This window comes from Marinobacter sp. NFXS9, from assembly GCF_040148665.1.
Classification (GTDB): domain Bacteria; phylum Pseudomonadota; class Gammaproteobacteria; order Pseudomonadales; family Oleiphilaceae; genus Marinobacter_A; species Marinobacter_A mangrovi.
Window position 1 is genome coordinate 47,992 of sequence record NZ_JAGDDW010000011.1, and the last position, 13,165, is coordinate 61,156.

At 62.0% G+C, this 13,165-nt stretch carries 10 protein-coding genes and 1 riboswitch; of the genes, 4 read left to right on the top strand and 6 right to left on the bottom strand.

Annotated features, from left to right (window positions below):
* Positions 1 to 94: 94 nt before the first annotated feature.
* A complete protein-coding gene (polA, locus tag J3364_RS16200; protein WP_349559296.1) occupies positions 95 to 2,809 on the top strand; it encodes a DNA polymerase I in 2,715 nt (904 codons plus the stop codon).
* A 24-nt stretch (positions 2,810 to 2,833) separates the two neighbouring features.
* On the opposite strand, the gene J3364_RS16205 is transcribed toward polA, so the two are convergent.
* Positions 2,834 to 4,624 carry a TonB-dependent receptor domain-containing protein gene (locus J3364_RS16205; protein WP_349559373.1) on the bottom strand — a complete coding sequence of 597 codons (1,791 nt, stop codon included), beginning with the start codon at positions 4,622 to 4,624 and terminating at the stop codon, positions 2,834 to 2,836.
* A 143-nt stretch (positions 4,625 to 4,767) separates the two neighbouring features.
* Positions 4,768 to 4,963, bottom strand: a riboswitch (cobalamin riboswitch).
* A 301-nt stretch (positions 4,964 to 5,264) separates the two neighbouring features.
* Between J3364_RS16205 and J3364_RS16210 the strand changes: the two genes are divergently transcribed.
* Complete coding sequence (locus J3364_RS16210; RefSeq protein WP_349559297.1) at positions 5,265 to 5,624, top strand: hypothetical protein; 360 nt, start codon at positions 5,265 to 5,267, stop codon at positions 5,622 to 5,624.
* Positions 5,625 to 5,650: 26 nt separating this feature from the next.
* Here J3364_RS16210 and J3364_RS16215 read toward each other — a convergent pair whose 3' ends face one another.
* From J3364_RS16215 to J3364_RS16235, 5 genes are all read right to left on the bottom strand, one after another.
* Complete coding sequence (locus J3364_RS16215) at positions 5,651 to 6,427, bottom strand: ABC transporter ATP-binding protein (protein WP_349559298.1); 777 nt, start codon at positions 6,425 to 6,427, stop codon at positions 5,651 to 5,653.
* The gene (locus J3364_RS16220; RefSeq protein WP_349559299.1) at positions 6,428 to 7,393 is read right to left on the bottom strand and encodes a FecCD family ABC transporter permease; all 966 of its coding nucleotides are present in this window, start codon (positions 7,391 to 7,393) and stop codon (positions 6,428 to 6,430) included.
* 116 nt (positions 7,394 to 7,509) lie between these two features.
* Entirely contained in the window at positions 7,510 to 8,868 is a 1,359-nt protein-coding gene (locus J3364_RS16225; RefSeq protein WP_349559300.1) for an OmpP1/FadL family transporter, read from the bottom strand.
* A 303-nt stretch (positions 8,869 to 9,171) separates the two neighbouring features.
* Positions 9,172 to 10,293 carry a PilT/PilU family type 4a pilus ATPase gene (locus tag J3364_RS16230; protein WP_349559301.1) on the bottom strand — a complete coding sequence of 374 codons (1,122 nt, stop codon included), beginning with the start codon at positions 10,291 to 10,293 and terminating at the stop codon, positions 9,172 to 9,174.
* 65 nt (positions 10,294 to 10,358) lie between these two features.
* Positions 10,359 to 11,393 carry a type IV pilus twitching motility protein PilT gene (locus J3364_RS16235; RefSeq protein ID WP_123636412.1) on the bottom strand — a complete coding sequence of 345 codons (1,035 nt, stop codon included), beginning with the start codon at positions 11,391 to 11,393 and terminating at the stop codon, positions 10,359 to 10,361.
* Between the two features lie 140 nt (positions 11,394 to 11,533).
* Between J3364_RS16235 and J3364_RS16240 the strand changes: the two genes are divergently transcribed.
* Positions 11,534 to 12,232, top strand: coding sequence for a YggS family pyridoxal phosphate-dependent enzyme (locus J3364_RS16240; RefSeq protein WP_349559302.1), 699 nt, complete (start codon positions 11,534 to 11,536; stop codon positions 12,230 to 12,232).
* A 53-nt stretch (positions 12,233 to 12,285) separates the two neighbouring features.
* Positions 12,286 to 13,122, top strand: a complete 837-nt coding sequence (gene proC, locus J3364_RS16245; RefSeq protein ID WP_349559303.1) for a pyrroline-5-carboxylate reductase — start codon at positions 12,286 to 12,288, stop codon at positions 13,120 to 13,122.
* Positions 13,123 to 13,165: the final 43 nt, after the last annotated feature.

A 13,165-nucleotide genomic window follows, 5' to 3' on the forward strand; every position in this document is an offset into this window, starting at 1 on the left:
GGCTTGACGCTTGGGGCGCCCTGAAATCAAGGCTCCCCCAGCAGATTTGCACAACACAGCGATCTTCACAACCAGATTCCGGAATCCCGCACCTATGAGCCAGAAACAGACGCCCCCAGTCGTTCTCGTCGACGGATCCTCCTACCTGTTCCGCGCCTTCCACGCACTGCCGCCCCTCACCACGAGCAAGGGCCAGCCCACTGGCGCGATAAAGGGGGTCATCAGCATGCTGCGCCGGCTCGACCAGGATTTCCCCGGCTCCAAGGTGGTGGTGGTCTTCGACGCCAAGGGCAAGACGTTCCGCCATGATCTCTACGAAGACTACAAAGCCAATCGCCCGCCCATGCCGGAAGACCTGGCCACCCAGATCGCGCCGATCCACGAGATCATCCGCGCCATGGGGCTGCCGCTGCTGATCGTACCCGACGTGGAGGCGGACGACGTGATCGGCACCCTGGCCTACGAGGCCACGGACAAGGGTGTGGACGTGGTGATTTCCACCGGCGACAAGGACATGGCCCAGCTGGTCAGCGAGCACGTCACGCTGATCAACACCATGACCGAAACCGCCATGGACCGGGATGGCGTGGCCGATAAGTTCGGCATCGCACCGGAGCAGATCATCGACTACCTGGCCCTGGTGGGCGACAAGGTGGACAACATTCCGGGCGTTGACAAGTGCGGCCCCAAGACCGCCGTCAAATGGCTCCAGCAGTATGACACCCTGGACAACCTGATCGAGCACGCCGACGAGATCAAGGGCAAGATCGGCGAGAACCTGCGCAACGCCCTCGATCAGCTGCCCCTGAGCAAGGAGCTGGCCACAATCAAGACCGATGTGGATCTGGAATTCGGCATCCAGGACGTCAAGCCGGACGACGCCGACCGCGAAAAGCTGCTGGCCCTGTTCAAGGAGTACGAATTCAAGACCTGGATCGCCGAGCTGAGTGACGATGGCGAGGAATCGGTGGACGACGACTCGACGCCGGACGCGCCGGAAAAACGCTACAGCGTCATCACCGACCAGGGTGAGTTCGACGATTGGGTCAAGCGCCTGAAGCAAGCCGACCTGTTTGCTTTCGACACCGAGACCACCAGCCTGAACTACAGCAGCGCCGAAGTGGTCGGCGTTTCCTTTGCCATCGAACCGGGCGAAGCCGCCTACGTGCCGTTTGGCCACGACTATATGGGCGCCCCCGATCAGCTGCCCCGTGACACGGTACTGGGGGCGCTCAAGCCGCTACTGGAAGACCCCGAACAGAAGAAGGTCGGGCAGAACCTCAAGTACGACAAGAACGTGCTCGCCAACCACGACATCACGCTGGAGGGCATCGCCGAGGACACCATGCTGGAGTCCTACGTCCTCAACTCCACCGCGTCGCGCCACGACATGGACAGCCTGGCCCTGAAGTATCTGGGCGAGGCGACGATCTCGTTCGAGTCCATTGCCGGCAAAGGCGCGAAACAGCTGACCTTCAACCAGATTGATCTGGAACAAGCCGGACCCTACGCGGCCGAAGACGCCGACATCACCCTGCGACTGCACCAGACCCTGCGACCGCGCCTGGCGAAGGAAGGCCGCCTGGAAGAGGTGTACACGCAGATCGACATGCCACTGGTGCCGGTCCTCTCGCGCATGGAGCAGCGCGGCGTGATGATCGACACCGCCACCCTCAAACGCCACAGCCAACAACTCGCCGAACGCATGGCCGAGCTGGAAAAGGCCGCCCACGAGGAAGCCGGCGAAACCTTCAACCTGGGTTCCCCCAAACAGCTGCAGGCGATTTTCTACGAGAAGCTGGGACTGCCGGTGGTCAAGAAAACGCCCAAGGGCGCGCCGTCCACCGCGGAGCCGGTCCTGCAGGAGCTGGCCCACGACTACAAGCTGCCGCACCTGATCCTGGAGCACCGCAGCCTGAGCAAACTCAAGTCCACCTACACCGACCGGCTCCCGGAAATGGTCAGCCCGCGGACGGGTCGCGTGCATACGTCCTATCACCAGGCCGTCGCGGCCACCGGTCGCCTGTCGTCGTCGGAGCCCAACCTGCAGAACATCCCGATCCGCACCGAGGAAGGCCGGCGCATCCGCCAGGCGTTCGTGGCGCCGGACGGCTACAAGCTGGTCGCGGCCGACTACTCACAGATCGAGCTGCGCATCATGGCCCACCTGTCCGGTGACGAAGGCCTGCTCAAAGCCTTTGCCGACGGCAAGGACATCCACAAGGCCACGGCCGCCGAGGTGTTCGGCACCACCACCGACAACGTCACCTCGGACCAGCGGCGCAGCGCCAAGGCGATCAACTTCGGCCTGATCTACGGCATGTCCGCCTTTGGCCTGTCCCGACAGCTTGGCGTCGAACGCAAGCTGGCCCAGGAATACATCGACCTGTATTTCCACCGCTACCCGGGCGTGCGCCAGTACATGGACGATATCCGCAAACAGGCTCACGACCAGGGCTACGTGGAGACGCTGTTTGGCCGGCGTCTCTATCTGCCGGAGATCAATGCCAAGAACAAGCAGATGCAGCAGGCGGCCGAACGCACCGCCATTAACGCGCCCATGCAGGGAACGGCTGCCGATATCATCAAGAAGGCGATGGTGTCTGTGGAGGACTGGCTGCTGGAGGCACACGCGAAGGACGCCCGCATGGTCATGCAGGTCCACGACGAACTGATCCTGGAAGTGAAGGCGTCGGCCGTGGACAAGGTCACCCAGGGTCTGACCGAACGCATGTCCAATGCGGTTGAACTGAGAGTGCCGCTACTGGTGGAAGCCGGCGTCGGGGATAACTGGGATGAGGCGCACTAGGCCTCACCCCTGTTCAAACCGGGGTTAGTAGGTGTAACGCAGGCTCGCCAGCACCTGGCGGGTCTGCCCGGCGTAGCCGTAGGCCGTGACCGCTTCCTGATCCAGCAGGTTGCTGATTTTCAGGCCCAGGTTGAGCGCCTCGGTCGCGGCATAGCCCAGGCTGAGGTTGGCCACCACATAACCGGGCACGTGCGCATCCCCCGCCGCAGTATCGATGGAATCGGTACGCCCCAACAGTTCCAGGTTGACTTCGGTCGGGCCGAACGTATGGCTGCCCGCCAGGCGGCCATTCCACTTGGGGCGACGCCCTAACGGATTCCCGGTCTCATCATCGGTTGCCCGGGTGTAGCCGGCGCCGGCTTCCAGCGACCAGCCAATGCCAGTGTAGGCCAGGCTGAGCTCACTCCCCTTTGCCGTAGCCTTCCCGACGTTGTAGGGCACATACAGGGAATCCAACACCACGAGGTCGTCGAAATTGGTGCGATAGAACGACAGTTCGTAGCTCAGACGCCCGGCACTGCCCTTCATACCCACTTCATAGGTTTCCGAGGTCTCGGCCTTGAGATCCGGGTTAGCTCCGAACGGTGAATACAGATCGTTGAAGTTCGGAGCTTTGAAGCCCGTTCCGTAGCTCACATAGGGCATGACCACTTCGCTCAGCATATAGCCCACAGACAGTGCCCCGGTGGTTTCTTCGCCATACGCTTCGTTATCGTCGTAACGGGCGGAGGCTTCCACATGCAGCGGCTGATTCAGGGTCTGCCACTGGGCGAAGGCGGCGTTGTTATAACGGGAATCCTCGGTGTAGTCGGTGGAGGCATCCACCGACTCATCGATGCGCTCGATGCCCAGCGTCAGCAACTGGTAGTCCGTCAGCTCGATATCGCTTTGCAGCAGGTACTGCTGACGTTTCGTCTCGTAGTCGTAGTATGGCGACAGATTGATGTGGTTTTCATTGGTCTCGCGACCGAAGCCCACCTGGGCGTGCAGACTGACCCGGTCGGAGACCGAATAATCCGCAAACACCCGGCCGGACTGCTGGACAAAGTCGTTCCAGTAGCGCTCGTCGCGGGTGCCGAAGCTGCTGTCGTAATCGTTCTCCCCTTGGGCATGCATCAGGTTGAGGCCGACCGAGAGTGCCTCGGTCAGCGATTGATCCAGACTGGCACTGACCGACTTGCTATTGAAACCGTCGTCGTCCCGCTGATTGCTCGCCGGCTGGGAATCCACCCCGTCGGTATCGTACATCGAGGCCGACAGACTGTAGCGTGTGTCGCCGGCCATACCCGAGAAGTGTTGCGTCAGCCGTGCCGTCCCGTTGTTGCCAGCACTGACTTCGGAGATGGCTTCGGGATCCAGCGTGCCGCGGCGGGTGAAGATCTGGATCACGCCACCAATGGCTTCCGAGCCATACAGACTGGAGCGCGGACCGCGAACCACTTCGATGTGGTCCACCAGGGCCAGCGGAATGTTTTCCAACTGCGCCGTACCGGCGGTCGCACCGCCCACCTTCATGCCGTCCACCAGCACCAGAACATGATCGGAGTTGGAGCCGCGGATAAAGACGCTGGACTGTTTGCCGGCGCCCCCCGTATCCGTAACGGACACCCCCGGCACCGAGCGCAAGACATCCTGCACCGATGTGGCGGTACTGCGCTCGATATCCTCGCGACTGATCACGGTCACCGAGGCGTTGGTCTCGTCCACGGTCTGCGCTGTCCGCGTCGGCGTGACGACGATGGGATTCAGGGTTTCGGCCGACAAACCGGGGGCCAAACAGCCCACCATCAGGCCCAGGGTCAGGTTCGAAGTCATTCTCACGGGTGTGCGCCCTCAACAGAAAACAGGAGTACCCGGTGAGAAGAGGGCGGGAGCGGTTCCGACAGACAGGGAGCTGGAGGGACCACCGGTGAAGCCCTCCGCTACACCGCATGCGACGTGCCGCGCTTCACGGGAAGCGCCACACTGGGCAGACGGCCGGTCTCCGGGCTCATGGCATTCCAGTCTGGCTGGAGATCAGGTACGCCTTCCCGGATCTCGGAATCCAGTGGCCATGTACCTGTCATTACCATTTACCGTTGCGGGGGCAGCCCTGGGTTTGCACCAGGTTCCCGTTTCACTCGCCGTGCGAGCACCGCCTGCTGATCATTCTTGATGACAACGCTGTCATCTTTCTGGCGGGCACTCTATGCCCAGAACCTCCTCAGGTCAATGTCGGGCACGAGGCCTTTCGCTATTGGCGTGCACCTTTAAAGAACACCGCGTTATATCGGTGCATTTTGCATCTTCATGGATTGATCACGACCCTTTTAAATCAATCGTTTAGTTTCCGGCACAATTTTAGCTTGCGTCCTATTGTCGAAAACGGGAGATGTCCATGACACTTCCGATCCTGATCACGATGTAGTGGCCACGGTGCCGATAAACCGGGCACCCACTGAATGAGGTAACGACCATGATGACACTAGCACCAGAACGCAGTTGGTTACTGGACCGCGGGCTGCTCAAGCTCGTCCATCAGTGCCGCAAGCTGATCCTGGCGGAATTCGGCGTTAAGCTTCACCTGACCGACGATCACCTGGAAGACCGCCTGGCGGACTACGCCGAAAAGTCACGCTCCAATCACCTGACCCGAACCTGGAACGAACTTCGCCAACACTTGCCTGACGCCGGTGACAACGACACACCGCGCCGGATGTACCGGGGACAGGAACTGGCCGAACCGGCCCCTCCGGCTGAAAAAGAGGCAACCGAGGACAGCGGGCGGACGCGGACGATCACCTACCGCGGCCGCAAGGTGGAAGTGCCGGCCTGATACCGGCCGGCGCTATAACGCCAGGATCACAAGGCCGATCGGGGAACCCAGAGCGCCCGATCCCCCTCGCCGACCTGCTCCACCGGGTGATTGAAGACCCGGGCCAGGTGCGCCTCGGTCAACATGGCCGATGCCGGACCGGCGTCGTGACCGCCATCGGGGTAGAGCAGCAGGATGCGATCGGCGTGGCGGGCGGCCAGATTGATGTCGTGCACCGACATGAACACCAGCCGGCCTGAAACATGGGCCAGCGTCTGGACCTGCGCCATAAGACGCGCCTGATGACGCAGATCCAGGTGATTGGCCGGCTCGTCCAGCAGCAGCACACCGGGGTCCTGGGCCAGCAACGTCGCCAGGGCCACTCGCCGCTGTTCGCCGCCGGACAGCTGGTCCACTCGTGCGTCGGCCATTGTCTCCAGGCCACACGCCTGGATCGCCGCCCCGATAAACGGCGTATCCGAGGCCCCGAGTGCCTGCCAGCCCTGCCGATGGGCGTAACGTCCGGCACTGACCGCTTCGGTGACCGTAAACGGAAAATCCAGCCGGGCCTGCTGTAACAACAAGCCAATGCGGCGGGCCAGCAACTTGCGCGGGCAACGCCGGATATCCACACCGTCAACGCAGACCCGGCCCGCGACCGCCGGCAACAGGCCTGCGAGGGTCAGCAGCAGTGACGACTTGCCGACACCGTTCTCCCCCAGGACCGCCCAGACCTCGCCGGCTTCCGCTCGCAGATCCAACGGCTGGGCCAGGGCTTTGCCGGCCCGCCCAAAGGCCAGACCATCCAACTGCAAAGAAGCCATCTAGCTGTCTCCCCGGCGTCGCAGGAGATACAGGAACAACGGCACGCCAACCGCTGCCGTCAGTACGCCCACGGGCAACTGCCGAGGCGCGATCAGGGTCCGCGCGAAGGTATCGGCCAGCATCAGCAGTGCGCCGCCGGCCAACAGACTGGCAGGCACCAGCCGCCGATGCCCGGCTCCCAACCACTGGCGCATGAGGTGAGGCACGACCAGACCGACAAAGCCGATAGGCCCGGCCAGGGTCACGGCGCAGGCGGTGAGAAATGACGCGGTGATATAGCAGACCGCCCGCAGGCGATGAATTTCCACGCCCAGCACCGCCGCCTGGTCATCGCCACGGGCCAGCAGATCCAGCGCCGGCGCCATCATCCAGGCCGCCAATAGCGCCAGCGCCAGGACCGGCAGCCCCCACCAGGGCGCCACCGGCCGGGAGAGATCCCCCATCAGCCAGAACAGCATCCCCCGCAGGGACTGATCCGGCCCGAGCACCAGCAGCAGACTGATGCAGGCTCCCCAGCCGGCGGCAATTACCACGCCGGTGAGCAGGAGCCGATCGCCGCGACCGTAGCCGCGACCGCCGCCCAGCAGGAAAACCAGCAGCATGCTGGCCAGACTGCCCACGAATGCACTCCCGGACACCCACCAGGCTTGCAACCCCAGCGTAATGGCGCCGAGTGCCGCGACCGCGGCCCCGCCGGAAATGCCCAGCACGTAGGGCTCCGCCAGCGGATTGCGCAACAGCACCTGCATCAGCACACCGGCCAGTGCCAGCATGCCGCCCACCACGAAGGCCGCCACGGCTCTCGGGAGGCGAAGGTCATAGAGAATGGCGGTCTGCCATTGGGGAGCATCGCCGGCGATCACGCCCAACGGATTGAAACTGGCCGATCCCCAGCCGAGTGCGAGGCCGAACAGCACCACATTGAAAGCCAGCAGGATTGGTAGCCAGAGACTTGAAAGCCGCACGATTCACCCGGACAACGAAAGGACCCCGAGTATAGCGGTCAGGCGCGAAGGGGTTAAGCAGGAAGAAAGGAAAGAAAGCGGGCCATGCGGCCCGCTTTCCTGTCAGGCTGGACGGATCAGAACGCCTTGCTGACCTGTACGCCGGCGCTCCAGGCGCTCAGCTCGTAGGTCGCGGAATAGCTCGCACCGTTGCCGACCGGCTCGTCGTCCACAGTGTATTCCTGCTCGTTCACGTCCACATCGTCAAACAGCAGGACGCCGGCGGCCACGTCGACCGTCCAGCCACTCTGTGCATCGTTCCACTGGGTGCCCAGGGTCAGCCACTGGCGGTCGTTCGACGGGATACGTGCTGTCCGGTAGTTGTCATCCACCGGAGATTCGTCGTAGGCGTAGCCCGCCTTGAAGGCCCAGGCCGGCGTGGCCTGCCAGATACCACCAACGTTGACCTGCCAGGTGTCGTTCCAGTTCTCGGACACGTGACCGATCAGGTTGTTATCGCCGTATTTCGGCCCACCGACCGCCGAGATGGTGCCACCGTCTTCACGACTCTCGATATCGAGCGCCTCGAAACGGCTCCACTTGGCCCAGGTGGCTCCTGCCAGCAGGGTCACGGTATCGGTCAGCTTGTGGCGGATACCGAAGGTCAGGCTCTCGGGAATCTCCAACGGGACGTTGGCATCTTCCTTCGCAGTGACCAGGTTAACGCCGCTGGCGGTTACCTGCGGGAAGTTGGTCAGCGTGGAATCGCCTTCCAGATTCAGCGTGGTGCCGGTCTGGCCGGACAGACCGATCTGGGTGCGGTCCGTCAGTTCGTACAACAGACCAAAGCTGATGGTCGCGCCGATGTCATCACCTTCCGTGTCGAAGTAGCCTTCCTGGGGCAGACCATAGTTGCTGTAGTCCTGGAACTTGGTCAGCCGGCCCTTGGCGTAGATGATGTTGACGCCAATCCCCATGGAGAAGCCTTCACCGTTGTTGACGGCGATGGACGGACTCAGGGCAATGGCGGTCAGCTCGGTCTTGTCGGCAAAATAGCGCCCGACGAAATCATCGTCGTAGTCGGCTTTCAGACCGTATGGGGCGTGCAGGCCAATACCGACATCCACCGTGTCGTTCACTTCATGGGTGACAAAGATGTTGGGCAGGTAGGCCGGATCGGCAATATCTCCGCCGTCGCTACCGCTGACGGGCGCTCCGACATTGTTCGTGGCGCTTGCCTGGCCATCCTTCACTTCCGCATCGATATCCAGCACAGCCGCACCAAAGGACACATTGGTACCGGACAGCTGACTCATACCGGCCGGGTTGAAGAACACCGTGGTGGCGTTTTCAGGGTTGGCCGCCGTACCGGCATTGGCCACACCCATCGCGCTCGCGCTTTGTTCATTCAGTGCAAAGCCGCCGGCCATGACCGCTCCGGGGCCGCATAGGGTTGCCGCCAGAATGGCGCGTGACAGGGTATTGTTGTTTCGCATGATTATTATCTCTCCGCCTGTGGACTTGGAAATGGCCGGACCGACCCATGCCTCAACTCACCGCTTCCCTTGCGGGGCGGGCGATTACCACAGCGTCGGTGCACTCCGGACACATCACCGAGGCCGCGAGTATACGCATCGGGCCGGATTGGCCTCAAATGCCAAGGCGACCCATTCGCGAGAACATTTATTAGCTTTAACAACAACTTGAGTGAAATAACAGTGCCGCTGGATGCGGCATGTTCTGATTCAGGGCGTACGGCAGGAAAGATATCGGGAGGACCACAGCCCTCCCGATACCGTTTAATCGCCTTGGATCGACAGCTTGTCGACGGTGGATGACAGCTTGTCTGAACCGGCGGCGTCGGCCCCCAGCTTGATCATCAGGCGCAGATCGTTGGCCGAATCGGCATGTGCCAGGGCGTCTTCATAGGTAATCGCCCCTTCGGCATAGAGTCTATACAGTGCCTGGTCGAAGGTCTGCATGCCGGACTCGTTGGATTTGGCCATCAGCTCCTTGAGCTTGTGCACCTCACCTTTGCGGATCAGGTCCTGGGCCAGCGGGGAGTTGATCAGCACCTCGATGACCGCCCGGCGCCCCTTACCGTCCGGCGTCGGGATCAGTTGCTGGGCAATGATGGCCTTGAGGTTCAACGACAGGTCCATCCAGATCTGGTTTTGCTGTTCCGGACTGAAGAACTGGATAATCCGGTCCAGCGCCTGGTTGGCGTTGTTGGCGTGCAGGGTGGCCAGACACAGGTGACCGGTTTCCGCGAACTGGACGGCGTATTCCATGGTCTGCTTGGTCCGCACCTCCCCGATCAGGATCACGTCCGGTGCCTGACGCAAGGTATTCTTCAGGGCCACTTCGAAGTTCTCCGTATCGATCCCCACCTCGCGCTGGGTGACGATGCAGCCCTGATGCTGGTGGACGAATTCGATCGGATCCTCGATGGAAATGATGTGCCCGCGGGAATTGCGGTTGCGGTGACCGATCATGGCCGCCAGCGAGGTGGACTTACCGGTACCGGTGGCCCCCACGAAGATGATCAGACCCCGCTTGGTCATTGCCAGATCCTTGATAACGTCCGGCAGGGACAGGTCGTCGATCTGCGGAATCTTCACTTCGATCCGCCGCAGCACCATGCCGCAGAGGTTACGCTGAAAGAAAGCACTGACCCGGAAACGCCCGATCCCCCGCGCACTGATGGCGAAGTTGCACTCGTGGGTTTCCTCGAACTCGGCACGCTGTTTGTCGTTCATCGCGCCGTAGACCAGCTCGCGGGTCTGCTCCGGCGTCAACGCGTTCTTGGTCACTGGCAGCACCTTGCCGTTGACCTTCATGCTCGGCGGCACGCCGGCCGTGATAAAAAGGTCCGAGCCGCCTTTCTCCACCATCAACCGCAGCAGTTTTTCAAATTCCATGTTTCACCTGTGTCTTCCCGATCCGAATGTTATCGACGCCGAGGCTGGGCACGGCGCCTGTCACATCAGAAGTTGTCCGGCATCTTGGCTTTCGCGCGGGCCGCTTCGCGGGTGATCTGACCTTTCTGCAGCATACGATGCAGGCACTGATCGAGGGTCTGCATGCCCAGGGAACCACCGGTCTGGATGGCCGAGTACATCTGGGCCACTTTGTCTTCGCGAATCAGGTTCCGGATCGCGGACGTCCCGATCATGATCTCGTGAGCGGCGATCCGGCCACCGCCGACTTTCTTCATCAGGGACTGGGAGATAACCGCTTGCAGGGATTCGGAAAGCATCGAGCGCACCATCGACTTCTCTTCCGCCGGGAACACGTCGACGATCCGGTCGATGGTTTTGGCGGCAGAGGTGGTGTGCAACGTACCAAAAACCAGGTGACCGGTTTCCGCGGCGGTCAGCGCCAGACGGATGGTTTCCAAATCCCGCAGCTCACCCACCAAGATGATGTCCGGGTCTTCCCGCAGGGCCGAACGCAGCGCTTCGTTAAAGCCCAGGGTGTCCCGGTGCACTTCGCGCTGGTTCACCAGACATTTCTTGGATTCGTGCACGAATTCGATGGGGTCCTCGATGGTGAGGACGTGCTCGTAGCGGCTGTCATTGATGTAGTCGAGCATGGCCGCCAGCGTGGTGGACTTACCGGAACCGGTCGGCCCCGTCACCAGCACCAGGCCCCGCGGGACGGAGGAGATGTCCTTGAACACCTGCCCCATGCCCAGATCTTCCATGGTCAGGACCTTGGAAGGGATCGTCCGGAAAACGGCACCGGAGCCGCGATTCTGGTTGAAGGCATTGACCCGGAAACGGGCCACCCCAGGCACTTCAAACGAGAAATCGGTCTCGAGGAATTCTTCGTAATCCTTCCGCTGCTTGTCATTCATGATGTCATAAATCAGCGAATGGACTTCTTTGTGCTCCATCGGAGGCAGGTTGATCCGGCGCACGTCCCCGTCAACGCGGATCATGGGAGGCAGACCGGCGGACAGGTGCAAGTCGGACGCGCCCTGTTTCGCCGAAAAGGCCAGCAATTCAGTAATATCCATCAGAATTCCTCGGAAGGCTCTTTCTTGGTTCTATCTGTTCTTCAGGGGTCGTACACCCGGTTCCCGGCCGGCGGTCTGCGCCTTGTGTCGCGGCACGGAGCAAGCCAGAATGGACGCCAGTTTCGACCAGAGGGTTCCAAATGGGCAGCATAGCAGACAATATGGGGGTCGTAACCCGACGCATACAAAAAGCAACAATGGCCGCAAACCGGCCTGCTGACAGTGTGCGACTGCTTGCCGTGAGCAAGCGCAAACCCCCGGAAGATCTGCGTGTTGCGGCCGATGCCGGCCAGATCGCGTTTGGCGAGAACTACCTCCAGGAAGCGCTGGACAAGATGTCGGCACTGGCGGATCTACCGACTCTGGAATGGCACTTCATCGGTCCCATCCAGTCCAACAAGACCCGCGACATTGCGGCGCACTTCGACTGGGTTCACAGCGTCGACCGGCTCAAGATCGCCCGCCGCCTGAACGATCAGCGTCCGGCGAACCTGGCGCCACTGAACATCTGCCTGCAGGTGAATATCGACAACGAGGACACCAAGTCGGGGGCGGCCCTGGCAGACATTCCAGCGCTGGCCGCCGAGGTGCTGACGCTGCCCCACCTGTGCCTGCGGGGCCTGATGGCGATTCCCGATCCGGATCAGCCGGAATCCGACCTGCGGCAGAGCTTCCAGGCCCTGGCGGATGCACTGGCGCAACTGCGCCAGACGCATCCCGAAGCCCAAGGCCTCGACACGCTGTCCATGGGCATGAGCGGCGACCTGGAGACGGCCATCGCCGAAGGCGCCACTCTGGTCCGAGTCGGGACCGCGCTGTTCGGGGCGCGGGAGGCCTGACGAACCTGTTATCATTTTTCCAAACCCTTTCATCAGACTGACGGAGTGCCAGCGTGAGCAAACCCCAGACGATCGCATTCATCGGTGCCGGCAACATGGCAAGCGCCATCATCGGCGGCATGATCGAGAACGGCTTCAAAGCGGAGAACATCTGGGTCAGCGCCCCGGACGACAGTCACCTGCAAAGCATCCGCAACCGCTTTGGCGTGAGCGTGACCACCGACAATCGCCATTGCGCGCAACAGGCGGACCTGATTGTCCTGGCCGTCAAACCGCAGGTCATGCGACAGGTCTGCCAGAACATTGCTCCGGTGGTACAGAACACGCGACCGCTGATGGTCTCCATCGCCGCCGGCCTGGAGTGCGCTACGCTCGACAAATGGTTGGGCGGTGGACTGCCCGTGGTCCGTGTCATGCCCAACACACCGTCGCTGGTGGGCAAGGGATCGGCCGGCCTCTACGCCACCGATGACGTGGCGCAGGAACAACGGGACGCCGTGAGCGCGATTTTCGAAAGCATCGGCGTGGCCGTCTGGGTCGAGCAGGAAGACCTGCTGCACGCCGTCACCGCCCTTTCCGGCAGTGGACCGGCCTACTTCTTCCTGATGCTGGAAGCCCTGGAAGAGGCCGCCGTGGCCAACGGCCTGGAAGCCACCACAGCTCGCAAGCTGGCCATCCAGACCATGGCCGGCGCGGCGGAAATGGCCGGTCGCGGCCCCGACGAACCGGCCCAGCTCAAGCGCAATGTCATGTCCCCTGGTGGCACCACCGAACAGGCGATCAAGACGTTTGAGGACGGCGGCCTGCGCGAACTGGTCACCAAAGCCAGCACCGCGGCCTACACCCGTTCCGGTGAAATGGCACGCGAACTCGCCAAAGATGATGAGTAAAGGGTAGAAAAACCCGGACACCGACCGCATTATTGACGCCGAA

Excerpts from the sequence above, each read along its gene's own strand:
- polA (WP_349559296.1), top strand. The coding sequence starts at position 95 with ATGAGCCAGAAACAGACGCCCCCAGTCGTTCTCGTCGACGGATCCTCC.
- J3364_RS16205 (WP_349559373.1), bottom strand. The coding sequence starts at position 4,624 with ATGACTTCGAACCTGACCCTGGGCCTGATGGTGGGCTGTTTGGCCCCC.
- J3364_RS16210 (WP_349559297.1), top strand. The coding sequence starts at position 5,265 with ATGATGACACTAGCACCAGAACGCAGTTGGTTACTGGACCGCGGGCTG.
- J3364_RS16215 (WP_349559298.1), bottom strand. The coding sequence starts at position 6,427 with ATGGCTTCTTTGCAGTTGGATGGTCTGGCCTTTGGGCGGGCCGGCAAA.
- J3364_RS16225 (WP_349559300.1), bottom strand. The coding sequence starts at position 8,868 with ATGCGAAACAACAATACCCTGTCACGCGCCATTCTGGCGGCAACCCTA.
- J3364_RS16230 (WP_349559301.1), bottom strand. The coding sequence starts at position 10,293 with ATGGAATTTGAAAAACTGCTGCGGTTGATGGTGGAGAAAGGCGGCTCG.
- J3364_RS16235 (WP_123636412.1), bottom strand. The coding sequence starts at position 11,393 with ATGGATATTACTGAATTGCTGGCCTTTTCGGCGAAACAGGGCGCGTCC.
- J3364_RS16240 (WP_349559302.1), top strand. The coding sequence starts at position 11,534 with ATGGGCAGCATAGCAGACAATATGGGGGTCGTAACCCGACGCATACAA.